The sequence below is a fragment of the Mesorhizobium sp. P160927 genome (genome assembly GCF_057766385.1).
This window is the reverse complement of record NZ_JBYMDW010000001.1, coordinates 5,059,906-5,084,305: the sequence shown is the minus strand read 5'-3', so window position 1 is coordinate 5,084,305 and position 24,400 is coordinate 5,059,906. Positions and strand designations below refer to the sequence as shown.

General features: G+C 65.5%; 26 protein-coding genes and 1 pseudogene. 15 read left to right on the top strand and 12 right to left on the bottom strand.

Translation table 11 applies throughout. From position 1 onward, the window contains the following. Positions 1-73: 73 nt before the first annotated feature. Genes AC3CB8_RS24815 through AC3CB8_RS24805 form a run of 3 tightly spaced genes read right to left on the bottom strand, consistent with a single transcriptional unit; the run spans position 74 to position 3,889 of the window. The gene (locus AC3CB8_RS24815) at positions 74-2,332 is read right to left on the bottom strand and encodes a xanthine dehydrogenase family protein molybdopterin-binding subunit (protein WP_352563612.1); all 2,259 of its coding nucleotides are present in this window, start codon (positions 2,330-2,332) and stop codon (positions 74-76) included. Further along, positions 2,322-3,380 carry an FAD binding domain-containing protein gene (locus AC3CB8_RS24810; RefSeq protein ID WP_023784435.1) on the bottom strand — a complete coding sequence of 353 codons (1,059 nt, stop codon included), beginning with the start codon at positions 3,378-3,380 and terminating at the stop codon, positions 2,322-2,324. The genes AC3CB8_RS24815 and AC3CB8_RS24810 overlap by 11 nt, the downstream gene beginning before the upstream one ends. Continuing rightward, positions 3,377-3,889: a (2Fe-2S)-binding protein gene (locus tag AC3CB8_RS24805; RefSeq protein WP_023774856.1), complete on the bottom strand. Its 513-nt coding sequence runs from the start codon at positions 3,887-3,889 to the stop codon at positions 3,377-3,379. The genes AC3CB8_RS24810 and AC3CB8_RS24805 overlap by 4 nt, the downstream gene beginning before the upstream one ends. A gap of 251 nt (positions 3,890-4,140) precedes the next feature. On the opposite strand from AC3CB8_RS24805, the gene AC3CB8_RS24800 reads away from it, so the two are divergent. Further along, positions 4,141-4,755 (top strand): TetR/AcrR family transcriptional regulator, encoded by a 615-nt coding sequence (locus AC3CB8_RS24800; protein WP_023795646.1) that lies wholly within the window; start codon positions 4,141-4,143, stop codon positions 4,753-4,755. 55 nt (positions 4,756-4,810) lie between these two features. Here the strand turns inward: AC3CB8_RS24800 and AC3CB8_RS24795 are convergent, their stop codons facing one another. After that, a complete protein-coding gene (locus AC3CB8_RS24795) occupies positions 4,811-5,764 on the bottom strand; it encodes a LysR family transcriptional regulator (protein WP_352563613.1) in 954 nt (317 codons plus the stop codon). A gap of 198 nt (positions 5,765-5,962) precedes the next feature. Here AC3CB8_RS24795 and AC3CB8_RS24790 point away from each other — a divergent pair, with 198 nt between their 5' ends. After that, positions 5,963-7,255 carry an MFS transporter gene (locus AC3CB8_RS24790; protein WP_435053022.1) on the top strand — a complete coding sequence of 431 codons (1,293 nt, stop codon included), beginning with the start codon at positions 5,963-5,965 and terminating at the stop codon, positions 7,253-7,255. A 124-nt stretch (positions 7,256-7,379) separates the two neighbouring features. On the opposite strand, the gene AC3CB8_RS24785 is transcribed toward AC3CB8_RS24790, so the two are convergent. Continuing rightward, complete coding sequence (locus AC3CB8_RS24785) at positions 7,380-7,643, bottom strand: hypothetical protein (RefSeq protein ID WP_023774861.1); 264 nt, start codon at positions 7,641-7,643, stop codon at positions 7,380-7,382. A gap of 98 nt (positions 7,644-7,741) precedes the next feature. Further along, the gene (locus tag AC3CB8_RS24780; protein WP_023774862.1) at positions 7,742-8,482 is read right to left on the bottom strand and encodes a DUF899 domain-containing protein; all 741 of its coding nucleotides are present in this window, start codon (positions 8,480-8,482) and stop codon (positions 7,742-7,744) included. Positions 8,483-8,773: 291 nt separating this feature from the next. On the opposite strand from AC3CB8_RS24780, the gene AC3CB8_RS24775 reads away from it, so the two are divergent. The 3 genes from AC3CB8_RS24775 (at position 8,774) to AC3CB8_RS24765 (ending at position 11,578) form a co-directional block, all read left to right on the top strand. Next, complete coding sequence (locus AC3CB8_RS24775; protein ID WP_352563614.1) at positions 8,774-9,994, top strand: helix-turn-helix domain-containing protein; 1,221 nt, start codon at positions 8,774-8,776, stop codon at positions 9,992-9,994. A gap of 34 nt (positions 9,995-10,028) precedes the next feature. After that, the gene (locus tag AC3CB8_RS24770) at positions 10,029-10,661 is read left to right on the top strand and encodes a Vgb family protein (RefSeq protein ID WP_023775517.1); all 633 of its coding nucleotides are present in this window, start codon (positions 10,029-10,031) and stop codon (positions 10,659-10,661) included. Positions 10,662-10,747: 86 nt separating this feature from the next. Further along, positions 10,748-11,578, top strand: coding sequence for an aldo/keto reductase (locus tag AC3CB8_RS24765; protein ID WP_352547537.1), 831 nt, complete (start codon positions 10,748-10,750; stop codon positions 11,576-11,578). A 21-nt stretch (positions 11,579-11,599) separates the two neighbouring features. Here the strand turns inward: AC3CB8_RS24765 and AC3CB8_RS24760 are convergent, their stop codons facing one another. Beyond that, a complete protein-coding gene (locus AC3CB8_RS24760; protein WP_015316958.1) occupies positions 11,600-11,908 on the bottom strand; it encodes a hypothetical protein in 309 nt (102 codons plus the stop codon). Positions 11,909-12,123: 215 nt separating this feature from the next. Between AC3CB8_RS24760 and AC3CB8_RS24755 the strand changes: the two genes are divergently transcribed. The 3 genes from AC3CB8_RS24755 to AC3CB8_RS24745 all read left to right on the top strand — a co-directional run bounded on the left by AC3CB8_RS24755 (position 12,124) and on the right by AC3CB8_RS24745 (position 14,881). Next, a complete protein-coding gene (locus tag AC3CB8_RS24755; protein WP_352563615.1) occupies positions 12,124-12,834 on the top strand; it encodes a glutathione S-transferase family protein in 711 nt (236 codons plus the stop codon). A 338-nt stretch (positions 12,835-13,172) separates the two neighbouring features. Continuing rightward, positions 13,173-14,675 (top strand): helicase HerA domain-containing protein, encoded by a 1,503-nt coding sequence (locus AC3CB8_RS24750; protein ID WP_352563616.1) that lies wholly within the window; start codon positions 13,173-13,175, stop codon positions 14,673-14,675. Positions 14,676-14,740: 65 nt separating this feature from the next. Further along, the gene (locus tag AC3CB8_RS24745; RefSeq protein WP_023795737.1) at positions 14,741-14,881 is read left to right on the top strand and encodes a hypothetical protein; all 141 of its coding nucleotides are present in this window, start codon (positions 14,741-14,743) and stop codon (positions 14,879-14,881) included. A 90-nt stretch (positions 14,882-14,971) separates the two neighbouring features. Here the strand turns inward: AC3CB8_RS24745 and AC3CB8_RS24740 are convergent, their stop codons facing one another. Then, positions 14,972-15,250 carry an usg protein gene (locus tag AC3CB8_RS24740; protein ID WP_023773995.1) on the bottom strand — a complete coding sequence of 93 codons (279 nt, stop codon included), beginning with the start codon at positions 15,248-15,250 and terminating at the stop codon, positions 14,972-14,974. Between the two features lie 392 nt (positions 15,251-15,642). On the opposite strand from AC3CB8_RS24740, the gene AC3CB8_RS24735 reads away from it, so the two are divergent. The 7 genes and pseudogenes from AC3CB8_RS24735 (at position 15,643) to AC3CB8_RS24705 (ending at position 19,473) form a co-directional block, all read left to right on the top strand. Next, a complete protein-coding gene (locus tag AC3CB8_RS24735; protein WP_352563617.1) occupies positions 15,643-15,957 on the top strand; it encodes a co-chaperone GroES in 315 nt (104 codons plus the stop codon). A 59-nt stretch (positions 15,958-16,016) separates the two neighbouring features. After that, positions 16,017-16,751 (top strand): annotated as a pseudogene (gene groEL / locus AC3CB8_RS24730) (chaperonin GroEL); the annotation flags it as partial. A gap of 4 nt (positions 16,752-16,755) precedes the next feature. Then, positions 16,756-16,980, top strand: coding sequence for a hypothetical protein (locus AC3CB8_RS24725; protein ID WP_023773999.1), 225 nt, complete (start codon positions 16,756-16,758; stop codon positions 16,978-16,980). Positions 16,981-17,067: 87 nt separating this feature from the next. Then, positions 17,068-17,376 carry a DUF982 domain-containing protein gene (locus tag AC3CB8_RS24720; RefSeq protein WP_023795739.1) on the top strand — a complete coding sequence of 103 codons (309 nt, stop codon included), beginning with the start codon at positions 17,068-17,070 and terminating at the stop codon, positions 17,374-17,376. A 105-nt stretch (positions 17,377-17,481) separates the two neighbouring features. After that, positions 17,482-18,084, top strand: a complete 603-nt coding sequence (locus AC3CB8_RS24715) for a cupin domain-containing protein (protein WP_023795740.1) — start codon at positions 17,482-17,484, stop codon at positions 18,082-18,084. A gap of 786 nt (positions 18,085-18,870) precedes the next feature. Then, positions 18,871-19,095, top strand: coding sequence for a hypothetical protein (locus tag AC3CB8_RS24710; protein ID WP_023782864.1), 225 nt, complete (start codon positions 18,871-18,873; stop codon positions 19,093-19,095). 69 nt (positions 19,096-19,164) lie between these two features. Next, on the top strand, positions 19,165-19,473 hold the full coding sequence (locus AC3CB8_RS24705; protein WP_023774004.1) for a DUF1236 domain-containing protein: 309 nt from the start codon (positions 19,165-19,167) through the stop codon (positions 19,471-19,473). A gap of 180 nt (positions 19,474-19,653) precedes the next feature. Here the strand turns inward: AC3CB8_RS24705 and AC3CB8_RS24700 are convergent, their stop codons facing one another. The 4 genes from AC3CB8_RS24700 to AC3CB8_RS24685 all read right to left on the bottom strand — a co-directional run bounded on the left by AC3CB8_RS24700 (position 19,654) and on the right by AC3CB8_RS24685 (position 24,281). Next, positions 19,654-20,628 (bottom strand): nucleoside hydrolase, encoded by a 975-nt coding sequence (locus AC3CB8_RS24700; protein ID WP_023782862.1) that lies wholly within the window; start codon positions 20,626-20,628, stop codon positions 19,654-19,656. A gap of 59 nt (positions 20,629-20,687) precedes the next feature. Next, complete coding sequence (locus tag AC3CB8_RS24695) at positions 20,688-21,686, bottom strand: ABC transporter permease (protein ID WP_352563619.1); 999 nt, start codon at positions 21,684-21,686, stop codon at positions 20,688-20,690. Between the two features lie 76 nt (positions 21,687-21,762). After that, positions 21,763-22,737 (bottom strand): ABC transporter permease, encoded by a 975-nt coding sequence (locus AC3CB8_RS24690; RefSeq protein ID WP_352563620.1) that lies wholly within the window; start codon positions 22,735-22,737, stop codon positions 21,763-21,765. Further along, positions 22,734-24,281, bottom strand: coding sequence for a sugar ABC transporter ATP-binding protein (locus AC3CB8_RS24685; RefSeq protein ID WP_352563621.1), 1,548 nt, complete (start codon positions 24,279-24,281; stop codon positions 22,734-22,736). Before AC3CB8_RS24685 ends, AC3CB8_RS24690 begins: the two co-directional genes overlap by 4 nt. Between the last annotated feature and the right edge of the window lie 119 nt (positions 24,282-24,400).

Sequence of the window (24,400 nt, the reverse complement as noted above, 5' to 3'; positions counted from 1 at the left end):
GACTGGGGCAGGGCGGTCCGACCGACCGCTTGCCTGCCCTGGCGCGGGCCTGTCGTTTCGGGCGGACCGCTCGTCACCCCAGCAGGTCCTCGATTCGGATCGGAAAGCGCCGTGCGCGCACGCCGGTCGCGTGCCAGACCGCATTGGCGACGGCGCCGGCAGTCCCGGTTATGCCGATTTCGCCAACGCCCTTGATGCCGAGGGCGTTCACATAAGGGTCGTCCTCGTGAACCAGCAGCGCCTCGACCGAGGGCACGTCGGCATTCACCGGGACATGATAGTCCGCCAGGTTGGCATTCTGGATGCGGCCGAAACGCCGGTCGGTGACGGCTTCCTCGTGCAGCGCGAAGGAAACGCCCCAGATCATCCCGCCATAGTACTGGCTGCGCACCAGCCGCGGATTGATGACGCGTCCGGCGGCGAATGCGCCGACCAGCCGGGTGACGCGGATCTGGCCGAGATCCGGGTCGACCTTCACCTCGGCGAAGACGGCTCCATGCGCGTGCTTGGCGTAAGTCTCCTGGGAGGCCGGATCCGGAGCGCCTTTGCCCCGGCCCTCGATTTCGGTCAGGCCCGCGCGGACGAGGATCTCGGCATAGCTTTCGCCGCGGCTTTCGTCGTCGCGCCGATAAAGGCGTCCGCCGCGTGCAACAACGCCTTCATTGCCGGCTCCGAACAGCGGCGAGGCTTCGTCGCCGGTGGCGAGATCGGCAAGGTTGGCGATGACGGCCGCACCCGCATTGTGGATGGCCATGCCGGCCGTCGCCGTGTGACCCGACCCGCCGGCGATACCCGCATTGGGCAGGTCGGAACTGCCGGCCCTGAAATCGACCTGGTCGATGTCGAGCCCCAGCCCGTCTGCTGCAATCTGGGCAAAAGCCGTCCAGGCGCCTTGGCCCATGTCCTGAGCGCCGGTCTCCATCAAGCCGCTGCCGTCGGCCCTCAGCACCGCGCGTGCCTCGGCCTGGAACATGAGTGCCGGGAACGTCGCCGTGCCCATGCCCCAGCCGGTGAGGAAACCGTCGGCGTCGCGCATCCGCTGCGGCTGCAGCGGGCGGCTCGCCCAGCCGAACGCCTCGGCGGCCTGTTCGTAACATTCGCGCAGCGCCTTGGAGGAGAACGGCTTGCCGGTCATCGGTTCGACCTCGGCATAATTCCTGAGCCGGAATTCCAGCGGGTCCATGCCGCAGGCATGGGCCGCCTCGTCGATGGCGCTCTCAAGCGCGATCGATCCGGTGGCCTCGCCCGGGGCCCGCATGAACAGCGGCGTGCCGGTATCGAGCCGCACGGCATCGTGCGAGGTGGCGATGGCCGGACTGGCATAGAGCGTGTGCGAGGCGTCCGCCGCAGGTTCGAAGAAATCGTCGAACGTGCTCGACGTGGTCCTGGCGTGATGGGAGATCGCGGTCAGCAACCCTTCGCCATCCATGCCCATGCGCAATGTCTGGCGGGTCGGGGCGCGGTGACCGACCGGGCCGTACATCTGCTCGCGCCGGAGCACCAGCTTGACCGGGCGGCCGACGAGACGCGCCGCCAGGATGCCGAGCACTTGCGGTCCGGAAATCATGCCCTTGGAGCCGAAGCCGCCGCCCAGGAAGGGGCTGCGGATATGGACGTTTTGCGGCGCAATGCCGAACAGGCCGGCGATGCGGCCCTGCGCCATGGCCAGGCCTTGGCTCGGCGTGTCGATCGACAGCCGGTCGCCATCCCAGGCAGCGACGATCGCGTGGGGCTCCATGGCGTTGTGGTATTGGGCCGGCGTCTCGTAGGTCGCCTCGATCCGCGTCCTTGCCGATTTGAGGCCGGCCTCGACATCGCCCTTCTCCTGCACCGCCGGGTTGCCGACGCCAACGCCGCGCGGCACGAAGCTTTTGGCGCCGTCCAGACCGACGCGCGCCGGCAACTCCTCATAGCGCGGCGACAACAGCGCCGCGCCTTCGGTCGCCGCTTCCAGCGTCTGCGCTATCACCACGGCAATGCTCTGGTTGGGGTAGCGAACCCCATCATTCTGCAGCAGGTCGAGCCGAAACATGAAGGGATGGTCCTTGGCATCCGGATCGACGGCGAGCGCCGGCCGGTTCAGAGGCGTCATCACCTCGACCACGCCCGCATGCGCCTTGGCCGCCTCGACATCCAGCGAGACAACCCGGCCGCGCGCGATGCTGGAGACGGCAAGCACGGCATAGAGCATGCCGGGCGGATTGTTGTCGGCGGCAAAGCGCGCGGTCCCGGTGACTTTTAAAAATCCGTCGCGACGGGTCAGCGGCTGGCCGATGCTGGAGCCTTGGCGCGTATGGGCAGGCTGTTGGTTGAGGCCGAGTTCAAGCGTCATGACGCACTCCGGGAAGGGAGGAAAAAGGGGAAGCAGGCAAAGCGGGCATCAGAGCGGGCGTGCCTGCCTGCGCGGACATCAGCGCCCTGACGACAATGCGGCGGGCAAGCTCGATCTTGAACGCATTGTCGCCGGAGGGGCTGGCGTCGGCCAGAGCCGCATCCGCGGCCCGAACGAAGCTCGCTTCGTCGGCATCGGCGCCGAGCAGCACCGCTTCCGCCGAGCGCGCCCGCCATGGCTTGGCCGCGACACCGCCGAGCGCCAGCCTCGCGGCGCGGATCTTGCCGTCGGCGACCGTCAGGGCAGCGGCAGCCGAAACGACGGCGAAGGCATAGGAGGTGCGTTCGCGCAGTTTCAGGTAGCGGGCGTGGGCGGCGAAGGACGCTGCTTCCGCCGGCAGGCGCACCGCAACGACCAGGTCGCCCGGCTGCAGCACGGTTTCGCGCTGCGGCGTGTCGCCCGGAAGCCGGTGGAATTCCTCCAAGGTGACGTGGCGCCGGCCTCCCTTGCCCTCGATCTCGACGACGGCGTCCAACGCCACCAGCGGCACGCAGAAATCGGAGGGATGGGTGGCGATGCAGGCATCGCTCCAGCCAAGCACCGCATGCAGGCGGTTCTCGCCGCCAAGTGCCGAGCAGCCGGAACCGGGTTCGCGCCTGTTGCAGGCGCTGGCGGTGTCGTAGAAGTAACTGCACCGCGTACGCTGCAGCAGATTGCCGCCGACGGTGGCGGCATTGCGAAGCTGCGCCGAGGCGCCCGAAAGCAGCGCTTCGGCCACCGCCGGATAGGCCTTGGCGAAGGCCGGATCATGTGCGAGATCGGCATTGCGGACCAGCGCGCCGATGCGCAGGCCGCCATCATCCAGCATTTCGATGCGATTGAGTTCCGGCAGGCGGGTGATGTCGACGATCCGTTCGGGGCTGGCGATGCCGCCCTTCATCAGATCGAGCAGATTGGTGCCGCCGGCGAGATAAGCCGAACCCGGTTCGGCCGCCGCCGCTATGGCGTCGGAGACGGTGGCGGGCCTGATGAAATCGAAGTCTCTCATGCCGCGGTCCTCCTGCGTGCCTCGGTCGTGGCGGTGTCGGCCATGTTTTTCTGGGCTTCCAGGACCGCCTCGACGATGCCGCCATAGGCCGCGCAGCGGCAGATGTTGCCGCTCAGCCCCTCGCGGATGCGCTCGGGATCGTCGCCAGCCTGTCCTTCGGCGATCAAGCCGAGCGTGCTCATGATCTGGCCGGGCGTGCAGAAACCGCATTGGAAGCCGTCATGGGCGATGAAGGCGGCCTGCACAGGGTGCAGTTCTTCACCGTGAGCGATGCCTTCGATGGTCAGCACCTCGGCGCCGTCATGGCTGACCGCCAACGCCAGGCAGGAGTTTATGCGCTTGCCGTCGACCAATACCGTGCAGGCGCCACACTGGCCGCGGTCGCAGCCCTTCTTTGTGCCGGTGAGTTCAAGCCGCTCGCGCAGCAAGTCAAGCAAGGTTACGCGTGGGTCGACCTCCAGTTCGTGTCGATGTCCGTTGACGGTAAGCGAGATGGGAAGGCTGGTCATGGGCGCCTGGCTCCAGTTGCTTGACGCTGAGGGGAAGAATTGGGGTAGGGGGCGGGGCAGGGCAAGGTCAGGCTGCGGCCAATCTCCCGCGGGTTGGAAAAGTGGCGGGTTGCGGCTTCGAAAGGCGTGACATACCGGTTCCCCTGATTATATGATAAACGTGCTCCACTAAAGCGGAGGCGCCTCCGTTTATCTACTTGGGGGCTAGCCAGGCGTGGTTCAAGCCCCCATATCCTTGGTGGAGAAAAAAATTGGCTTTTGAGCCCGTCACAACTGCTGACCAAAAACCCGCCGCCGCCAAGTCGCTGCGTGCGGATGCACGGCGCAATCGCGACCGGCTGGTCGAGGTGGCGGCTGCGGTCTTTGCCGAGCGCGGCATCGACGCCTCGCTGGAGGAGATCGCGCGGCGCGCCGGTGTCGGCATCGGCACGCTCTACCGGCATTTTCCGACACGCGAGCATCTGGTCGAGGTGGTCTACCGCCGCGAGGCCGAGGGGTTGTGCGCGGCGGCCGGCGAGCTCGCGGCAAGACATCCCTCCGATGTGGCGCTGGAAGAATGGATGCGCCGCTTCGTCGACTACATCGCTACCAAGCGCGGCCTTGCGACCAGCCTGCGCATCCTGTTCACCACCAATTCGACGCTGTTTTCGGATACGTCGGGACGGGTGTCGCAAGCGCTGCGGCAACTGGTCGAGGCGGCGGTGGCCGACGGCACCATCCGCGGCGATGTCGATGCCTCCGACGTGCTGCATGCACTCGGCGGCATCTACTCGGCACCAGATACGCCCGAGTGGCGCGACCGTTCGCGCCGCCTGGTCAAGCTCCTGATGGACGGGTTGCGGTTCGGGGCGGCGAAGGCTGGATGAGAGGGCGAACGCCGCCCGCCCTCCGGCATGAGGCGAGCGATGACAAACGATAAGATCAGTCGGTCCGCCGTCGATCCGCCGCCAGACTCCCTGCCGTCGCCGGCTGCTCGAATCGACGAACCGCGTCCGGAAACTCCTTGAAGATCAACGATCGCAGCCAGCGATGCACGGGATCGGCATCCATGCGGGGGTGCCATGCCTGGGTGATGGTGAAGCCTGGGATTGCCACCGGCGGATCAAACATGTGGGTACGGCCTGTCGCACCCAGATGGTACGAACGCGGCACCAGTCCGACAAGATCGGATGCGGCCGCGACTGCGACAACCGCCGGATAGCTAGGCACCACCAGATCGACCTTTCGCGAAAGGCCGAGTTCGGCGAGCGCTTCATCGACCGGTTCAATGAAATGGCCTCGCCGGGATGAGACCACGTGCCGGCACGCGGCGTAACGTTCAGCCGTTATTTCGGTCTCCAGAAGGGGATGCCCCGCTCTCGCCACGCCGACAAAACGGTCGTCGAACAACGTCTGACCGCGCAATTCGGCGCCAGCACCCGAAAGCACGCCAATATCGAGGTCGATCGTGGCTTCTCTCAGCAGTTCGATGCGCTTGTCCGGCCGGGGCGCGAAGCGCAGCCTTATGCCGGGCGCGGCACTGGTGACAAGGGCATGGAGACGCGCGGCGTAGAGCAGCACGAAGGCTTCATTGGCCCGGATGGTAAAATCGCGCCGCACCTGGCTGATATCGATCTCCGGCGATGGGCTGAGGACGGACCGGACCGCCGACGTCAGCGTGTGCACCTGTTCGGCGATCGCTTCGCCATGAGGCGTCGCCACCATGGCGCGTCCCGCCGAAACCAGGATGGGATCACCTAGCGCCAGCCGCAACCTCGACAGTGTGCGGCTCATCGCGGACGTGCTGAGGCCAAGCTTCTTGGCGGCGCCCGAGACGCTGCGCTCCCGAAGCAAGGCGTCAAGCGCCACCAGAAGGTTCAAGTCGAGATTGAGCATGAGAGAGCTTAACGGGGTGAGGCGTTTGACGCAACGGTCAGTTTACCCCGTTGCGTCTGGTGCAATTATGGGGTGAGCGGTATCGATGCGGAGACAACCAACGAAGCGGAGCCTCCGATGTCCATAGCCGCAACGATCAATCCCGCCCATGACGGCCTGCCGTCGCCACGCCGCTACCTGGCCATTGGCGTCCTGCTGATGACGCTGGTGCTCGTTGTGCTGGACGGCGCCATCGCCAATGTCGCGCTGCCATCCATCGCGGCGTCGCTCAATGCCAGTGCCAGCAGCACCGTATGGGTGGTATCGAGTTACCAGCTTGCGGTGCTTGTGGCCCTTTTGCCTTGCGGCGCGCTGGGCGAGATCCACGGCCCCCGGCGTGTCTTTCTTCTGGGTGTCGCGCTGTTCACGGTGGCTTCGGCGTGCTGTGCCTTCGCCGGCAGCCTGCCTGTTCTTGTGGCTGCCCGGTCCATCCAGGGGCTGGGGGCGGGCGCCATCATGGCGACCGGGCCGATGAACCTGCGCGTTTCGGTGCCCCAGCGGCTGCTTGGAACCGTCATCGGCTTCAACGCGATGACGATTGCGATTTCCGCGGCCGCCGGCCCTGGCGTCGCCGGCGCGATCCTCTCCGTATCCAGCTGGCCGTGGCTGTTCGCCGTCAACATCCCGATCGGCATCATCGTCCTGTTGTCCGGCGGCTTGCTTGCGCATCTGGATGGCGTGAAGCGTCACCTCAACGTTGCGGCATTGCTGGCCAACACGCTGATGTTCATCCTGTTCTTCACGGGGGCCGATCGCATCGCCGGTGCGCCGGTCAGCGGGTCGATCCTGATCGGCTGTTCCGTCCTGTGCCTCGTCATCTTGTTGTCTCTCGAACGCAGGAGTGCCGCACCGATCGTGCCGACCGACCTCCTGGCCGATCCAGCCTTCCGGGTGGCCGTCATCGCTTCGATCTCGTGCTTCACCGGGCAGATGCTCAGCTACGTCGCGCTGCCATTCTACCTGCAGCACACCTTGCATATGAGCCCGGTCCAGGCGGGTCTCTACATGATGCCATGGCCCATCGCGACAATCATCATAGCGCCGATTTCGGGGCGGCTGGCCGATCGTTTCAAGACGGCGTGGCTGTGCGCCGCCGGCGGCGGGTTGCTGGCGATCGGCCTTTTGATCGCGGGCCTGACACCGCCCGGTCCAAGGGCGATTGCCTTCCTGGTCGGAACCGTCGTCGCGGGCACGGGTTTTGGTCTCTTCCAGACGCCGAACAACCGCATCCTGCTTCTCTCCGCACCCAAGGCGCGCAGCGGTGCGGCGGGAGCCATGCAGGGCACGGCACGGCTGCTGGGACAAACGTTTGGCGCCATTTCGATGTCGATCATTTTCGCGACCCTACCGGTGACAGGCGCACCCAGCCTCGCGCTGGTCCTGGCCGGCATCTGCGCGGCCATCGCCTGCCTGGTCAGCCTGAGCCGCGCCCGCTACGAGACGGTGGGATAAGACATCCCCGGCGTGGCCGAACTGGCGACCGCCGCCGGCAGCCATGCGGCGGCGAAGCGCGAAGCCCGCCAGCATGCGGGTGCGCAAACCAACGAGATGATATCCTGGACTACACTGGTGCCGCCTAGCGGCGGGAGATCACCCTTAGCCAGGGCGCCAGGTGGAAAGCGCTCATCAGCAGATACATGGCCGGCATGCCGGTCAGGATCGAGCCGGTCAGCGGCGAGTCGCCCATGCACAGCATGGTCCCGTCGCCGCCCTGAAGACGGGAAAGCAGCGCCATCGCCGCAAAGGTCGGCGCCGCGGCGAGGCATAGCCAGTCGGCGATGCCACGGGGGGCGACATTTTCGGGGGTCACCATGCCGATGCCGGAATGGATATCGCTCATGATCTTATTCCCTTCTTGGTTGCCGCCCGTCAGGGCCTGGGGTCCTCGGCCCTGCCGGAGGCGGGAGAGGAACCCAGGCTGGACAGGTTTGCGCCAGCTTACTGGTTGCCCTTGTCGCGGAACGCGGCCTCGCCGGCAGCTGACACTTCGGCCCATTTCTTGTCGGCCCCGGCATCGTAATTGTCGTGCCAGTTCCACCAGCTGTAGAGTGGCGTCTGCGGATAACCTTCGGGCGAGTCTTCCCACACCTCCTGGCGGCCGAGCGGCGTGACGTCGAGATAGCTCCAGACGGTGCCCAACGCCTCGTCGCCGCGGTTGTTGATGAAATAGGTGCGGAAGATACGGTTCCCGTCATGGATGAACACGTTGTGGCCGTGCCATTCGTCAACGCCGAAGTCTTTGTCGAAGCTGTCGGTGATGGTGTACCAGGGCATCTCCCATCCCATCCGCTGCTTCAGCCGCGCAATGTCTTCCTGCGGGGCGCGAGAGGCGTAGGCGAGCGTGGTGTCGCGGGCGTTGAGATGGGCGAGGTGGCCGACCTGGTCGGCGCCGAGCGAGCAGCCGCGGCAGGCGTGATCGGGCCAGCCATAGACGCCGGGCTCGAAGAAGGCGCGGTAGACGATGAGCTGGCGGCGGCCTTCGAACAGGTCCAGAAGGCTCACCTTGCCGTCGGGGCCCTCAAAGACATAGGCCTTATCCACTTCCGTCCACGGCATGCGCCGGCGTTCGGCCGACAGTGCGTCCCTGGCGCGCATCGTCGCCTTCTCCTTCACCAGCATCTTTTCGTGCGCGGCGTTCCAATCCTGCTGTGAAACGATCGGGGGAGTCTTCATGGTCATTGGTCTTCTCCTTTGCCAGTCGTGGCGTCTTTGCGGTGTGGTGTTGCCTGGGCATGTCGGGGAGCCGCAGGCGCGGCGAAATCCGAGAGATCCGGCCCGGCGCAGCAGGGGTGGCGTGCGGCGTGCTTGGCCGTATCATTGGCCGCGTCGAGGTCGAGGTCGGTGGAGGCAGGCATTTTCTGATTCTCCCTTGCTGCCGTCATTGCCGGCACGTCTTGCTGGTTGACGGTACTGACGTAAGTTAGGGCCGCGCGACGCCGAGGTGGGAGTTACAAGTGTGACGGGATTTGAATGGACTCGCTGATCACCGCCGCAGCGCTGGCGCTGGCGACCGGCGATCCGCTCGGCGCGCTCGACCGCGTCGCCCTGCGCGAGGATGCGCCGGCGCTGGCGCTGCGCGGCATTGCCATGGCGCAGCTCGGCGACTTCGATCGCGCCAAGCTCTTGTTGCGGCGGGCCGCGCGTGCCTTCAGTCCGAAGGAGGCGGTGGCGCGCGCCAGATGCGTCGTCGCCGAGGCCGAGATCGCGCTGGTTTCGCGTGATTTGGGCTGGCCGGCCAAGGCGCTCGACGCGGCCCGCACGGCGCTGGAAAAGCATGGCGACCGGTTGAACGCGGCGCATGCCGGCCATCTCAAGGTGCGGCGCCTGCTCTTGATCGGCCGCCTCGACGAGGCCGAGCATGTGCTGGCCGGGCTCGACCCGGCGCCGCTGCCGCCGGCGGCAAGGGCCGCCCACGAACTCGCCGTCGCCGGCATCGCGATGCGGCGCCTGCGGACCAGGCCGGCGCGCGCGGCGCTGGAGTGGGCGCGCCATGCCGCTCGCAAGGCGGGCATTCCCGGCCTCATCGCGGAGGTCGACAGCGCGTGGCTGGCCTTGGAGACACCCGCGGCGCGGCTGATCGCGCAGGGCAGGGAGCAGCCGCTGCTGCTCGAAGAGGTGGAGGCATTGCAGGGGTCGCCGGCGCTGGTCGTCGATGCCTTCCGCTACGCCGTGCGGGTCGGGCGGACCACGATTTCGCTGGCGAGCCGGCCTGTGCTGTTCGCCTTGGCGCGGACGCTCGCCGAAGCCTGGCCCGGCGACGTGTCGCGAGGGGAACTCGTGGCACGGGCCTTCGGAGGCAAGCATGCCGATGAATCGCATCGCGCGCGCCTGCGCGTCGAGATCGGGCGGCTGCGTGCCGAGCTTCGCGCGTTGGCCGGCATCAGCGCCACCAGGCATGGCTTCACGCTGGCGCCGCGCCAGGCCCATGCGGTGATGGTGCTGGCGCGGCCGATCGAGGAACGGCACGCGGCCGTGCTTGCCTTGCTGGCCGACGGCGAGGCCTGGTCGAGCTCGGCCCTGGCGCTGGCACTTGGAACCGGCCAGCGCAGTGTGCAGCGGGCGCTTGAGCCGCTTGCCGAGGCCGGCAAGGTACAGTCCTTCGGCCATGGCCGGGCGCGCCGCTGGATGACGCCGCCGGTGGCGGGTTTCACGACCACCTTGTTACTCCCCGCGCCGCTTCCCAATGGCTAGAAAGTGACGACGACCAGCATCGAGGGACAAGCACATGAAACATTCGGCGGCCGAAATCTTGAGGGAATACGGGCCCTTTCCCGGTGCCAATACGGTGGCCGGGGTAAGCTTTGACGGCAAGAATGTCTGGTTCGCCTCAGGCGACAGGCTGAACGCTTTCGATCCCGAGAGCGGGCAGGCCTTGCGCTCGATCGATGTCGCGGCACATGCCGGCACCGCCTATGACGGCCGGCATTTCTTCCAGCTTGCCAAGGACCGCATCCAGAAGATCGATCCCGACACGGGCGAGGTGCTTTCCACCATTCCAGCCCCCGGCAATGGCGGCGATTCCGGGCTGACCTGGGCCGAAGGCACGCTATGGGTCGGCCAGCACCGGGAGCGCAAGATCCACCAGATCGACCCGGAGACCGGCGCGATCCTGCGCACCATCGAATCCAACCGGTTCGTCACTGGGGTGACCTGGGTCGACGGCGAATTGTGGCACGCCACCTGGGAGGGCGACGAAAGCGATCTTCGGCGCGTTGATCCCCGGACGGGCAAGGTTCTGGAGAAGCTCGACATGCCTGCCGGCATGGGCGTCTCGGGGCTCGAATCCGATGGCGCCGACCGACTGTTCTGCGGCAGCGGAAACGCCGGCGTGGTGAGGGCGGTGCGCCGGCCGAAATGAGGGTCCGCGAATTTTCCCAAATCGACTGGCCGTTGTGGGACGCCAAACCTAGATAGGCTGGACCATCCCCCACAAAGGATTCTCCCATGCCCGAACAGATTACGTTGAACGACGGCACCGCCATTCCCCAGCTTGGCCTCGGCGTCTGGCAGGTCGATCACGACATCACGGCGCGGGTGGTGGGCTGGGCGATCCAGGCCGGTTACCGTCTGATCGACACCGCCGAGGGTTACCGGAACGAGGAAGGGGTCGGTGAGGCGATCCGCGCCGCCGGCGTGCCGGCGGCAGAGCTGTTCATCACCTCGAAGCTGCGCAACGGCGCCCACCAGCGCGATGCGGCGCTTCGGGCCTTCGACGACACGATGAAGAAGCTCGGCGTCGAGCAACTCGACCTGTTCCTGATCCATTGGCCGGTGCCCAGCCAGGACAAATATGTCGAGGCCTGGAAGACGCTCGTCGAGCTGAAGCAGGCCGGCCGCGTCAAGTCGATCGGCGTTTCGAATTTCAATAGGGATCATCTGGAGCGCATCATCGGCGAGACGGGCGTGACGCCCGTCGTCAACCAGATCGAGCTGCACCCGCGCTTCCAGCAGCGCGATCTCAGGGAATTTCACGCCCGGCACGACATCCATACGGAAAGCTGGAGTCCGCTGGGCAGCGGCCGGTTGCTGAGCGACCCGACCATATCAAGCATTGCCCGCAAACACGGCAAGTCCACCGCGCAGACAATGATCCGCTGGCATCTCCAGCAAGGGCTGATCGTCATCCCGAAGTCGGTGCGCCAGGACCGCATCGCGGCCAATTTCGATGTCTTCGATTTCGAACTGGACGCGCAGGACCTGGAGACGATCGCCGGCATGGATTCGGCTGACGGCCGTAACGGTCCGAATCCGGTGACGGCGGCGTTTCTGTTCTGAGAGGACGAAGCGGTCGGCGCGCTAAATCCCCGAGCCGTCCAGCTGTTGCGCGTCGTCGCCTTCCCACGGCGCCGGCATCGAGGCGCCCCGGCTGAGATTGGCCGAGGGCATCGGCATCCAGCATTTCAGCTCCGGCTCGGCATATTCGACGACGCGGCCGGGCGAGGAATCGGAGGCGCGCCAGCCCTCGTCGCCGAACTGATCGGCGCGTGACCAGTAGGCGAGGTCGACTTCCGCCGGCCCCTGCTCGGACGGGCGCACCGTAACGAGGATCCGGCTGCCGTCTTTTGGCGCGCTCGACATGTGGCGCCAGCGGTCGGGCTCGTCCATCCTAATTTCCTCCTGCCTTGCTGTGGGATGAAGTGTCGCCTCGTCGTCGGAGACGGTCAACCCAAACTTTTGCGCAACCCATCCTGTTTCGATGGGCTGCTCGTTCCGCCTGGCGCGCGGGGAGTGGATGATTTTGTCGGATTGCACCAGCCGCGCCCGTCCTTGATCTGGCGTCCTTGATCTGGCGACGGTCGCCGGGACAAGGAGAGGCATTCATGAGTGACGGAGTCGAGCCGATGCCGGCTGACGTGGAAACAAAACTGTACTTCAGCCGCAACCCCAATCCGCGCCTGGGGGTGGCGGTGGCGCGTCATCTCGGGGCGAGGCTGACCTTCGAATTCGCGGCGCCGTTCGCTCCGGGGCAAGCGGAGCGATTCCGGCCCCTCAATCCCAACCTTTCCCTGCCCATACTGGTCTGGCCCGGCGGAAGCTTGTGGGAGGCCGACGCCATAGCCTGCCGGTTGTCGCGAGACATGGGTTCCGATTTCTGGCGCACGAACGACGATGAGCCCGAGATGATCCGCTGGCTGAGTTGGGGCAAGGAGAATTTCATGCGGGCCTGCGACATGGTGCATTTCGAGCGCGGCACCAAGCAGCGCTATCACATCGGGCCGATCGATCACCAAGTGGTCAAGGAGGGGCTGAAACTGTTCCACACGACGGCGGCGATCCTGGAGACCGCGCTTGCGGGCCGGCAATGGCTGGTGGGGGACGAAGTCTCTTATGCCGACTTCCGCATGGCGACCTTCCTGCCTTTCAACGATGTCGCGGGCCTGCCGCTCGGCGACTATCGGCTGGTCGATCGCTGGTATCGGCGGCTTGAAGCGATCGACGCCTGGCGTGATCCCTTCGAGGGTCTGGACGCGCCGCGATTGCCGCCAGTCCCAGGACGGGTCGAGCCGCATGAGGCGGCACCGAGGCTGTAGTCGAAACGGGTGGCGACCGGCGTATACGTTTGGAGAGAAACTTGAAAACGCCGGCCGCCATTTGGGGCGTTGGGGTGCATCGCTTTGGGGGGCGATGCAAAGACCAGGCTAAGCGGATGGCCGGCCGCCGCAAGCGGAACGCCGGCCCATGGTGAACAGGTGGTTACTATCCACAGGTCGGGGCTGTAACGGCAGGCGGCCCGCCGGATTGCGGCCGTCCATCGCGGCCAAGTCGTCATTGTCTCGGCTGTGCGCAACGCGAATCGCCGGCCATGCCACGCTCGACGAGCCGCGATCGGATTGCTAAGCCCGTCTGCGAAGGAGCTGATGAGTCTGGCATGACCGTTGCGATCGAGATGGGACACACGACAGCGGGTGCGCCGGCGAAACTCGATCTCGAGGAGTTGCTGGCGACCCGCCTCCTGGTGCAGGGCAATTCGGGCTCCGGCAAGTCGCACCTCTTGCGGCGTCTCCTGGAACAGAGCGCGCCGTGGGTGCAGCAGACCATCATTGATCCGGAAGGCGACTTCGTGTCTCTGGGCGAACGCTACGGCCATCTGGTGATCGATGCCGAGGAGCATACCGAGCGCGGCCTGCAGGCGGCCGGCGAGCGGGCGCGCATCCACCGTGTCTCGACCGTGCTCAACCTCGAAGGCCTCGATGCCGAGAACCAGATGCGGCGCGCCGCCGCTTTTCTCGGCGGGCTGTTCGAGGTCGCGCGCGACCACTGGTACCCGATGCTGGTGGTGGTCGACGAAGCTCAGCTTTTCGCGCCGGCGGTGGCCGGCGAGGTGTCGGACGAGGCGCGCAAGCTTTCGCTCGGCGCCATGACCAACCTGATGTGCCGGGGCCGCAAGCGCGGGCTTGCCGGCATCATCGCCACGCAGCGGTTGGCCAAGCTCGCCAAGAACGTGGCGGCGGAAGCCTCCAATTTCCTGATGGGCCGCACCTTCCTCGATATCGACATGGCGCGCGCGGCCGATCTCCTGGGTATGGAGCGGCGGCAGGCGGAGGCGTTCCGCGATCTGGAGCGTGGCCAATTCATGGCATTGGGGCCGGCACTGTCGCGCCGGCCGCTCGGCCTGCGCATCGGCCCCACCGACACCAGCCCGCGCAACGGCACGCCCAGGCTGATGCCGCTGCCCGAGGCGGCGCTCGAGGATGCCCGCGCCATCATCCTGGCCGCCCCGCCGCCCGAGACGATGCGCGCGCCGCGCCGGGTGGCGTCGCCGGACCTGCTCGACCAGCTGATGGCGGCGAAGTCGGCTGCGCTGGAAATCCGCCCCGAACCTGCGGAGCCGCAAGTCAGCGCCGAGGACCTGGCGGAGCGGCGCGAGCGGGTGGACCGCGTGCTGCGCGCCATTCTTGCACAACCTGACGCGGGCTTCCGCGTGATCGGGGTGCTCTACCAGGAGTTTGTCGTGCGCTGCCGCATCGAGGGCCTCGCCTCGGTCGTGCCTGATCTGCCCGCCTTCCGCCGCATGTTGACGCGCGCCCGTGCCGGGCTGGGGGCCGAAACCAGCGAGGACGATGTGTGGCGCGACGTCTCGGTGCGCGCTTCGCTGCTGCCGGAGGACATGCAAGGCGTGTTCATGATGATCGCGCGCGCGGCGAAGGAGGGCTGGCCATGCCCGAGCGATGGCGCGATCGCCCGTGCCTACGGCTCGCACTCCATGCGCCGCGCCCGGCGGCTGCTCACCTATATCGAGGAGCAGGGCCTCATCGTCTGCCAGCTCGACGGCACGGGAAAGCGCACCGTGACGCTGGTCGAACTCGCCTGGGCAACGGCGCCCGGCGATCCCAATGCCGAGGGGGCGGAGCAGGGAAGCCTGGCATTGTGAGGGCATCCAACGCGGCCGTGGCTGCAGTGCGACCTCATCGGCGAACGCTGATCCGCTGGTTCTCGATGGCGGACCTAGCGGCGGTCGGCATCGCCTCGCTGGCGCTTGCGCGGTCCCCGGCAAGCGGCGCCGGGTTGCCGGTGCAGGGAACCCGCGGCTCGATCCTTGCCGGGCTCGGCGTGGCGCTGGTCGATCATCGTATCTGAAGCTTGCTTGCAGGCGGCGGTGCGAAGGCGATGCCGATGAGGTCGCTGGTCGGCTTCTGATGAGGTCAGCACCGCACGACGCCGCCGCCCTTACTGGACCGTGATGACACCGTCGACCGCCCGCCATTCCGATGGGGTGATGAGCCGGTGATGCGCGATGTGAACGGAGTGAAGCGGCCCTTCCAATTCGCGCTCCCAATAGGAGAGAAATCCCTTGAGTTCGGGGAATTCCGGCGCCAGGTCGTAGTCCTGCCAGACATAAAGCTGCAGCAGGCTCCGATGGTCAGGCAGATGGTAATGGATTTGTGCGGTGGTCAGGCCATAGCCCTCCATCTGGAGGCGGAACTCCTTGCTGACGTTTGCGATCATTCATGTCTCCTTTCGGCGGCAGCGGTGGCCGTAATGGCGAAAAAATCTTTCGGCCCATCGACGTGCGCCGTCGGCAAACAACTCCTTCAGAGGGTGAGCGGTTCCGGCGCCCGCGATGGTACTGGCCGCGGATATTTTTGCCGTATCGAGGCGGGAATTCAACCGTCAGCTCTCAACGCAGAGCGAATAAGACCGCAATAACAGTAGGTTGGAACTCCACCAGCGTGAGTGCTAAAATTTTCTGGCCGGCCTCTTGAAACCGAAAAAAGGGAAAACTAGCTCGATATGCGCGCGCGATGCCTGCCAAAGGGTCGCCGCATTCCGCAGCGGCCCGAATTGCCGGTCCGGTGTGGAGGAAGCTGAAAACCTGTTTGTCCCAAGAGGAGAACGACATGGCGTTCCGTCCATTGCATGACCGTATCCTGGTCCGCCGCATCGAGGCCGAGGAAAAGACCTCCGGCGGCGTCATCATTCCCGATACCGCCAAGGAAAAACCGCAGGAAGGCGAAGTCATCGCCGTCGGTCCAGGCGCGCGCGACGACAGCGGCAAACTGGCCGAACTGGATGTCAGGGTGGGTGACCGTATCCTTTTCGGCAAATGGTCCGGCACGGAGATCAAGCTCAAGGGCGAGGATCTGCTCATCATGAAGGAAAGCGACGTGATGGGCGTGATCGAGCAGACAGCGCAAGTGAAGAAGGCCGCCTGACGGCTTCTTCGAAAAACCACCAGTCAACGAATGCTGCCTAGAGATAGAGGAGTGATCCAATGGCTGCAAAAGAGGTAAAATTCCATACCGAAGCGCGCGAGAAGATGCTGCGCGGCGTCGATATCCTGGCAAATGCGGTGAAGGTGACGCTCGGCCCCAAGGGGCGCAATGTCGTCATCGAAAAGTCGTTCGGCGCGCCGCGCATCACCAAGGATGGCGTCACCGTGGCCAAGGAAATCGAGCTCGAGGACAAGTTCGAGAACATGGGCGCGCAGATGGTGCGCGAAGTCGCTTCCAAGACCAATGACCTTGCCGGCGACGGCACCACCACCGCGACCGTCCTGGCCCAGGCGATCGTCAAGGAGGGTGCCAAGGCCGTTGCCTCGGGCATGAACCCGATGGACCTGAAGCGCGGCATCGACAAGGCGGTGGACGCTGTCGTCGCCGAGCTGAAGGCCAACGCCCGCAAGGTGACCCGCAACGACGAGATCGCGCAGGTCGGCACCATCTCCGCCAATGGCGACGCCGAGATCGGCCGCTTCCTCGCCGAAGCGATGGAGAAGGTCGGCAATGAAGGCGTCATCACGGTGGAGGAAGCCAAGACCGCCGAGACCGAGTTGGAAGTCGTCGAAGGCATGCAGTTCGATCGCGGCTACCTCTCGCCCTATTTCGTCACCAACCAGGACAAGATGCGCGTCGAACTCGACGAGCCCTACGTGCTGATCCATGAAAAGAAGCTAGCCAACCTGCAGGCACTGCTTCCGGTGCTGGAAGCGGTGGTCCAGTCGGGAGAGAGATATGGATGCACTTGCTGACCTTGGGGCCGTGCCCGCGCCGACACTTCAGGCAAAGGAGTTCCTGGCCTATGAAAGCGAATGCCGCGCGGCGCTGAAGCCGCTGCTGGCGGAACTGCTCGACAGAGCCGAAGCCGCCGGCTGGAAGCGGCGGACCGTTGCCGCGACGCTGATGTTCTTGGCCGCGCAACAGGTGTCGGAGGCGTCCGAGGCATCGGCCGGCGGCTGAGCGCCGACATCCAGTCCCATTAACCCTTACGCGGCGGGCCTCGCCCTTCCGGTGTTTGGCTCGCACAATCGAGAGGAGGCACAAGCCATGAATCGCTGGCAGTTTGAAGAACCGGTGACCATTCTGGTCGGAATGGGCTTTCCGAGGAAGATCGAAAGCCTGATGGAAGCCTACGTGGTGTTGCAGGAATGGCCGGCCGCCAGCCGCAACAGCGCTCATTCCGTCGCCCTCAACGCCTGCAAGGCGGGCATCGCCGGTGAGATCGACCCGGAGACGGTGCGCGCGACGCTGGTCACCTTCGCACGCCGCAACGACATATTGCTGCCGGACATGGTTTCGCCGGCCTCTGCGATGGACAATGCGCTGCAGGCGGGGGGAGGCGGCAGGTCCGTCTGATCTTTGGTGCTCCGCCTCGCGGCCGCGACGGGCGCCGAGCCCGCGGGAACCAAGCGATGGCCATCGGGTTGAATCAGCCCTGGGCTCCCCAAGCGAGGCGACGTCATGAGCATCCTGCAAAGCATCAAGAAAGTGGCCGAACAGGTGACCGGTGCCGCAAGACCGGACAGTCGACAGGCGGCCGACCTTGTCAGGCCGCGAAAAGCGAACGAGTTCAGGTTTGGCGACGATGGCCTGGTGCCCAATCACCCGTCGTGGCCGCTGGTCGTCTATCGCGGCGCGGTTAGATTGCCGGAAGACTTCGATCCCGCGGCCGTGATAGAGGAGCTTTTCTCGGCCAATGGCTGGGGGGACAGCTGGCGCAACGGCATCTACGACTATGTCCACTACCATTCGCGCATCCACGAAGTGCTCGGCGTGGCCCGTGGCACGGCGAAAGTCCGGTTTGGCGGCAAGAAGGGCCGAACGCTGGCGCTGAAGGCCGGCGATGTCGCGGTCCTTCCGGCCGGCACCGGGCACCAGCGCATCTCCGCCTCCGACGACTTTCTCGTCGTTGGCGCCTATCCGCCGTCCGGCACCTATGACGAATGCACGACCACCGCCGACCACGTCAAGGCGGTGGTGACGATCCCCAAGGTCGGCCGTCCGCGCAAGGACCCCGTCTATGGAGGCAAGGGCCCGCTGTTGGCGGCGTGGAAGAAAGATTGAGTACGCCGAAAGCCAAAGAGAGCAAAGCTTGCCGACGCAAGCCCTGCCTCGGAACGATCCACCGGCGGATCCCAGCATGGGTCATTATTCCGGTGGAACGCTCTCGGGCATTGGAGGTTGGTAGCCGTCGAGTGCTTTATCAACGGACTGGAAAACGGAGAGAGCCCGTCTTCGGTTGACGCCGGGGCGGGTTCTTTTTTGTCTGAGCTTCTCGGGATTGACGCGGGCGGGATCCGGCATGCCAGGCGCGATGTTGGGAGCAAAGCCTGGAGAGAGCAGGTGGTCAAGACATCGCGCCTGCCTCGGAGGCGGACAGACGACTGCCATACCGTCTACATTCCGTAGGTCAGGGCAACATAGATCGCCGGGATAAGCGTCAGGCAGATCGCCATTCCCACGACAACCGCGATGGCCAAGCGCTCGGTTCGCCTGACAAGATCGACAATGTTGGCGTCCTCACTCAAACAGACGGGCAGGGCCGAGGGGATTTCCGGTGCCTGAACATCATTGTCATTTGCAGGGCGATTGTCGTCGCGGATGCTCGGTCTGTGGGCTGATGTCACTGCTTGCCTCGCTCTCAGAATATCCGGCGGTCGAGCTGGATTCGGCGATGATGGATGATTGGCCGCGTGCTCCCGCGCGAAACCTAACGTATCGGCAAGATTTGGGTTGCCGCATAAGACCTCGGTCTTGCCGTCTATAAGACCTAAGCCTTGCCCGGGAACGCAATGCAGCGGGAGCCGTTGCTGACCGGTGACAACTCAAAGAATAGGAGAGGAGAAAGTCATGGCTGACGGTCCAACTGTTGTTAATTCTGGAGGTGGCGGCGGCACTGCGGTCGCTATTGTTCTTGCGATAATCGCCATCGTTGTCTTGCTGATATTTACCGGCGTCATCAACATCGGTGGCGGCGGCGGGAAGGACATCAACGTGAAGGTTGAGGCGCCAAAGGTGGAAGCTCCGGCCACTTCAGCGCCCGCGAAGCCCGCCGCACCTGCCAATGGCGGCTGATTGGCTGCGGCAGAGGCCAGAATTGTTCTGGCCTCTGAGAATGTTTCTTAGTTCACAAAAGGACTTGTCATGAAAAGATATCTTGTCGGCGCTGTCGCGGCCCTCGCGCTTGCGGCTGGAATTGGTGCTTCCTTCGCGGGAGACGTCGTAATTCTCAAGCCTGAGCAGCAGACGGTCGTCCGCGAATACATCCACAAGCAAAAACTCGCATCAGTCAGCCTACTCGGCGTCGAACTCAACGTCGGCTCCGCTCTCCCTGACACTGTCGAGCTCCATACAATCGACGTTCCCGACGTCAGATACAAATACACCGTTGTCGGGGACCATGCGGTCCTGGTGGACCCCGATACACGCAGGGTCGTGCAGATCATCGAGTGATGCTGGTAGGTGGCCCCTGGTCAAAGGGGGCGGCCCGCCGTGCCGCGAATGGCGCGGCGGGCTTTCTAAACGGAGCCACTTTAATGCCTGTGAACACAGTCGAAACCGTTCACACGGCCGTGCGATCTTCAACAGGACCCTTGCCCAACACCCGCCGGTCGTGCGGGTAAACGGGCGGCGTCATGCCTTGCCGCGGGTCAGTCGCTCAAGCGCATCGACGATCAGGTCGCAGAATTTTGGATGGTCTAGTCTCATCGCCACCGTATGGCGGAAGTCGACCTGCTCGCTCGCGGTGCCGCCAAAATGGTGCATCCCGCCCATCTGCTCGAAATTGCAGACCGTCATCCCCTTGGTCCACCGCCCGGCGATTTCGACGCGGATATCGGCCTTCTCGGTGGTGAAGACGGTCGGGTCGATCATGGCCGCGACGCAGCAGGCGTCGTGGACGGCAGGATACTCGATCTGCAGGAGGCCGCCATGCGTGGTCGCTATGAATTCCCAGATATCGAGGACGAACTTGGCTATCGGGCCGCCAACGGCGCGTACCCTGTTTTGCAGGTCCGGAGTGGCCAGCGCCTGGTGCGTGAGGTCGAGGCCGACCATGGTGACGTTCCAATCAGCGCGGAACACGACGTCCGCCGCCTCCGGGTCGCCATAGACGTTGAACTCCGCCGCTGGCGTGATGTTGCCGCGCGTGTACGCTCCACCCATCGCGACGACGCCCTTCACCCGCCCGATGATGCGTGGTTCCTTGCGAATGGCGAGCGCGATGTTGGTGTAGGGACCGACCGGCACCAGCGTGATGGTTTTCGGCTCGTGTGCCATGACGGTGTCGATGATGAAGTCGACGGCATGCCGCTTATCGAGTTCGAACGAGGCAGGCGGCAGGACGGGGCCGTCGAGCCCGGTATCGCCATGGATTTCGACGGCCAGCACCTGGTCGCCGATGAGCGGGCCGGGTGAGCCCTTCGCCACCGGCACCTTGATGCCATAGGCAGTGCAGACGGCCAGAGCATTGCGCGTGGTGTTCTCGACATTGTGGTTTCCCGAAACCGTCGTGATGCCGAGAAGGTCGATAATCGGGTTTCCCGCCGCAAGCAGGATGGCAATGGCGTCGTCGTGCCCAGGATCACAGTCCAGGATGATCTTTTCCATGATTTCATCTCCCTTGTCGGCGGAGCCTGTGGCTGCCCCGCGCCAATAGTCGGCCGCGCCTACTTGTCCTCGACAATGCGCAGATATGCCGCCGTCACGAACAGGACGATCAACCCGAACAGGATCCTTCTCGCTCCCTCCGGCATTTGCAAAATCGTCAGCAGCGTCGTCAGCACCGTCAAGATCAGCGCGCCGATGACGGTGCCGGTATAGCCGCCGCGGCCGCCGAAGATAGAGGTGCCGCCGATGACGGCGGCGGCGACCGAGGGCAGCACCAGCGGTTCGGCGAGCGACAGCGATGGCGCCTTGATCAGGCCGATATAGAGCAAGCCGGTGATGCCGGCGAGCACGCTGGAGGTGACGTAAAGCGCCGTCATGACCTGCCAGTATCGCACGCCCGACAGGCGCGTCGCGCGCTCATTGTCGCCGACGGCGTAGAGCAGGCGGCCGAAGCCGGTGCGGGCGAGCGTGAAGACGATGAGGGCCGCCAGCGGCAAGAAGAGCAGCAAGGCGTTGGGCAAGGCAAAGCCGAGCATGGGGGTCACACCGGTGCCGAGCCAGGCGAGGAAATCGGGAATTTTTGCGCCCGACGCGATCACCGTCCGCTGGTAGACCTGCAGGCAGCCGGTGCCGATCAGGCTGGTGCCCAGCGTCATGATCAGCGGATGGACACGGAAGACGCCGACGCCGATGCCGTTGACGAGGCCGATCAGCACCGCCGGCATCATCGCCAGGAGGAAGGCCACCGCCGGGTCCTGGCTGACGATCTGGGTTGCCATGATGAAGGCGCTCATCGTCGCCACCGTGCCGACCGAAAGGTCGATGCCGCCGGTCAACATGGTCATGGTCTGGCAGCCGGCGAGGATCGCCAGCGGAATAGCGAATTTGATGGTGTTGGCGATCCAGCGCTCGTTGACGATGCCGGGGCGCAGGATCTGCAGGATCATCACCAGGATGACCAGCAGGATGATCAGCGGGATGAGAGGCCGATCGGCCATGAAGCGTTTTATGCGGCGGCCGAAGGGGACCGGCGCGGGCGTGATCGCGGTGGTGCTCATGGGGTGGCTCCTGCTCGCGAGGAGGTGTTCTGGAAGGATGGTGCTCTACGGCGCCGTAGAGCGCTGCGAGGGAGTTTCATGATTGGCGACCTCGCATCGTGATGAAGGCACCGAACATCACCACGGCGACCATGATCAGGCCTTCGATGATGGCGGTGACGTTGGGGTCGATGGCGAGCAAGGTGAGATCCGTGCGCACCAGCCGCAGCACGAAGACGGCGACGATAGGGCCGAGCAGGCCGCCCTTGCCGCCGCCGAGCGCCACGCCGCCCAGCACGACCGCGGCGACGCTGGCCAGCAGGTAGGGGCCGGGAATCGGCGCGCCGATGCCTGTGCTCATGGTCAGCGCCAACCCGCCCATGGCCGCGAACAGGCCTGACAGCGCGTAGGCGATGACCCTGGTGCGGGCGACAGGCACGCCGCTGCGGAACCCCGCCAGTTCGCTGGAGCCGATGGCGTAGATGGAAAGGCCGAGGCGCGACCGCCGAAGCGGAATCCAGACGATGCAGAGGCAGACGATCAGCACCAGCAGCGCCTTGGGCAGCCACGCGTCGACGGCGTCGGGCAGGCCCGGTATCGGCGCGGTGCCCGAGATCAGCGCCTTCAGCCATTCGGCCGCCGCGCCGCCCGGGGCGCCGAGCACCAGAAGGGCCGCACCTTGCAGCACGAACAGCATGGCCAGCGTGACGACGATGTCCGGCACGCGGGTGACGACGATGAGCAGGCCGTTGAGCGCGCCGAGCACGAACCCCATGGCGAGCACGAAAGGCACCACGAACAGCGCGTATTCCTCGCTCGCGCCCGCCATCATCGAGGCGGCGGTGACGCTGGTCAACGCCATCATGGCGGCGACCGAGAGGTCGATGCCGCCGGCGATGACGACGACCGTCTGCGCGGCGACGGCAAAGGCGTAGGGCAGCACGGCCCGCGCCAGCGAGCCGAAATCGCCACTGCCATACGCCGGCTGGATGATTTTGGTGGCGATGAACAGGATGACGAGAAGGGCGAACAGGCCTGTTACCCAGCCCTGCCGGCGCAGGAAATGGCTCATGGCGTTGCCTCCGGCGCATCGGAGGCATTGGCCGTGGGTGCGGCCAAAATACCGATATCCGCCTTGACGCCGCGCGGCAGGCCGTAGGCGGCGCGCATCAGCGTCGGCTCGTCGGCCTCCTCGACGGGGAAAATATCGACCAGGCGGCCGCCGAAGATGACGATGACGCGGTCGCAGACACGCTGCACTTCTTCCAGTTCGGAGGTGTAGAACAGAACCGACTTGCCGTTGCCGGCGAGCTCGCGCAGCAGACGATAGATCTCCTGCTTGGTGCCGACATCGATGCCGCGCGTCGGGTCGAAACACAAGATTGTGCGCGCGTCGGCCGCGATCCAGCGGGCGATGGTGACCTTTTGCTGGTTGCCGCCGGACAGGCGCTGCACCTCGCCTTGCGCGCGGGTGTCGATCTGCAGGCGCTGGATGGCGCTCGCCACGGTGGCGCGCTCCTTGCGCATACGAATAGGCCCCCAGTTGCGCAAGGCGGCGCTGAAGGGGAGCGCAATATTCTCGCGCACCGAGCGCTGCATGGCGAGCGCCTCCGAACGGTCGCCCGGCACATAGGCGATCCCCGATCGGATGGCGTCGATCGGGTGGGCGAATTTCACCGGGCTGCCGTCGACCTCGATCGTGCCGCCCGATGGTTTGATCGAGCCGGCAAGGGCGGCGAACAGTTCGTCCTGGCCCTGGCCTTCCAGCGCCACGACGCCGGCCACCTCGCCATCGCGGAGATCGAAGGAGACATCGCTGAGCTTGGTCCCGACGCGCAGGTTTCTCACGGCGATGCGCGGGCGGGCAGGGGCGCGGGCCTTTTCGCTGGCGCTCCGGGCGGCGACATGGGTCTTGACGATGCGAGTGCCGAGCATCAGCTCGACGATCTTTTCCTCAACGCCCGGCACGATGTCGACGACGCCGACGGTCGCGCCGTCGCGCAGCACCGTGGCGCGGTCGCAAAGGGCCGAGATTTCGACGAAGCGGTGGGAGATGAAGATCACGGCGCGGCCGGCGTCGCCCTGGCGACGTATCACTTCCAGCACTTTTTCGGCAAGGTTGGCGGGCAGTGCCGCCGTCATCTCGTCGAGCAGCAGCACGTCGGGCTCGACGGCCAGCGCACGCGCCAGGTCGAGCACGCGCAGGATGGCGAGCGGGATGTGGCGCGCGGTGTCGCGCAGGTCGAGGTCAGGTATGCCGAGTTCGCGTACCCAGGCGCGGAACGGCTCGACCGGCGTGCCGGTCAGCCGCAGATTGGACAGCACGTCGAGATCGGGGATCAGCGACGGCTCCTGATAGACGGGCAGCAGCCCGGCCCGGCGCGCGGCGGTCGGCGAGCGTATGTCGCGCGCCTCGCCACGGATCAGGATGCGTCCGGCATTGGCTGATATCGCGCCGGTCAGGATCTTCACCAGCGTCGACTTGCCGGCCCCATTGGCACCCATCAGCGCATGCACCTCGCCCGGCAGCACGGAGAGCGACGCGTCGCGGAGAGCCGCGACCGCGCCGTAGTTCTTGGCGACGCCTGACGCGTCGAGGAGGGGGGCGGTGGTCAAATCGGATGGTTCTCGGTTTCTGTGGTGAAATCCTGGCGAACGTCGGCGCCGCGCCTCACTGTCCCGCTGGACATCTCTCCCCGTATGACGGGGAGAGAGAAGCTGTTGCGGCGCCGTGC

What these genes read in the sequence shown, in the direction of transcription:
- AC3CB8_RS24815 (WP_352563612.1), bottom strand. Translation starts at nt 2,332, where the DNA reads ATGACGCTTGAACTCGGCCTCAACCAACAGCCTGCCCATACGCGCCAA.
- AC3CB8_RS24810 (WP_023784435.1), bottom strand. Translation starts at nt 3,380, where the DNA reads ATGAGAGACTTCGATTTCATCAGGCCCGCCACCGTCTCCGACGCCATA.
- AC3CB8_RS24805 (WP_023774856.1), bottom strand. Translation starts at nt 3,889, where the DNA reads ATGACCAGCCTTCCCATCTCGCTTACCGTCAACGGACATCGACACGAA.
- AC3CB8_RS24795 (WP_352563613.1), bottom strand. Translation starts at nt 5,764, where the DNA reads ATGCTCAATCTCGACTTGAACCTTCTGGTGGCGCTTGACGCCTTGCTT.
- AC3CB8_RS24790 (WP_435053022.1), top strand. Translation starts at nt 5,963, where the DNA reads ATGACGCTGGTGCTCGTTGTGCTGGACGGCGCCATCGCCAATGTCGCG.
- AC3CB8_RS24785 (WP_023774861.1), bottom strand. Translation starts at nt 7,643, where the DNA reads ATGAGCGATATCCATTCCGGCATCGGCATGGTGACCCCCGAAAATGTC.
- AC3CB8_RS24780 (WP_023774862.1), bottom strand. Translation starts at nt 8,482, where the DNA reads ATGACCATGAAGACTCCCCCGATCGTTTCACAGCAGGATTGGAACGCC.
- AC3CB8_RS24775 (WP_352563614.1), top strand. Translation starts at nt 8,774, where the DNA reads ATGGACTCGCTGATCACCGCCGCAGCGCTGGCGCTGGCGACCGGCGAT.
- AC3CB8_RS24770 (WP_023775517.1), top strand. Translation starts at nt 10,029, where the DNA reads ATGAAACATTCGGCGGCCGAAATCTTGAGGGAATACGGGCCCTTTCCC.
- AC3CB8_RS24765 (WP_352547537.1), top strand. Translation starts at nt 10,748, where the DNA reads ATGCCCGAACAGATTACGTTGAACGACGGCACCGCCATTCCCCAGCTT.
- AC3CB8_RS24760 (WP_015316958.1), bottom strand. Translation starts at nt 11,908, where the DNA reads ATGGACGAGCCCGACCGCTGGCGCCACATGTCGAGCGCGCCAAAAGAC.
- AC3CB8_RS24755 (WP_352563615.1), top strand. Translation starts at nt 12,124, where the DNA reads ATGAGTGACGGAGTCGAGCCGATGCCGGCTGACGTGGAAACAAAACTG.
- AC3CB8_RS24750 (WP_352563616.1), top strand. Translation starts at nt 13,173, where the DNA reads ATGACCGTTGCGATCGAGATGGGACACACGACAGCGGGTGCGCCGGCG.
- AC3CB8_RS24745 (WP_023795737.1), top strand. Translation starts at nt 14,741, where the DNA reads ATGGCGGACCTAGCGGCGGTCGGCATCGCCTCGCTGGCGCTTGCGCGG.
- AC3CB8_RS24740 (WP_023773995.1), bottom strand. Translation starts at nt 15,250, where the DNA reads ATGATCGCAAACGTCAGCAAGGAGTTCCGCCTCCAGATGGAGGGCTAT.
- AC3CB8_RS24735 (WP_352563617.1), top strand. Translation starts at nt 15,643, where the DNA reads ATGGCGTTCCGTCCATTGCATGACCGTATCCTGGTCCGCCGCATCGAG.
- AC3CB8_RS24725 (WP_023773999.1), top strand. Translation starts at nt 16,756, where the DNA reads ATGGATGCACTTGCTGACCTTGGGGCCGTGCCCGCGCCGACACTTCAG.
- AC3CB8_RS24720 (WP_023795739.1), top strand. Translation starts at nt 17,068, where the DNA reads ATGAATCGCTGGCAGTTTGAAGAACCGGTGACCATTCTGGTCGGAATG.
- AC3CB8_RS24715 (WP_023795740.1), top strand. Translation starts at nt 17,482, where the DNA reads ATGAGCATCCTGCAAAGCATCAAGAAAGTGGCCGAACAGGTGACCGGT.
- AC3CB8_RS24710 (WP_023782864.1), top strand. Translation starts at nt 18,871, where the DNA reads ATGGCTGACGGTCCAACTGTTGTTAATTCTGGAGGTGGCGGCGGCACT.
- AC3CB8_RS24705 (WP_023774004.1), top strand. Translation starts at nt 19,165, where the DNA reads ATGAAAAGATATCTTGTCGGCGCTGTCGCGGCCCTCGCGCTTGCGGCT.
- AC3CB8_RS24700 (WP_023782862.1), bottom strand. Translation starts at nt 20,628, where the DNA reads ATGGAAAAGATCATCCTGGACTGTGATCCTGGGCACGACGACGCCATT.
- AC3CB8_RS24695 (WP_352563619.1), bottom strand. Translation starts at nt 21,686, where the DNA reads ATGAGCACCACCGCGATCACGCCCGCGCCGGTCCCCTTCGGCCGCCGC.
- AC3CB8_RS24690 (WP_352563620.1), bottom strand. Translation starts at nt 22,737, where the DNA reads ATGAGCCATTTCCTGCGCCGGCAGGGCTGGGTAACAGGCCTGTTCGCC.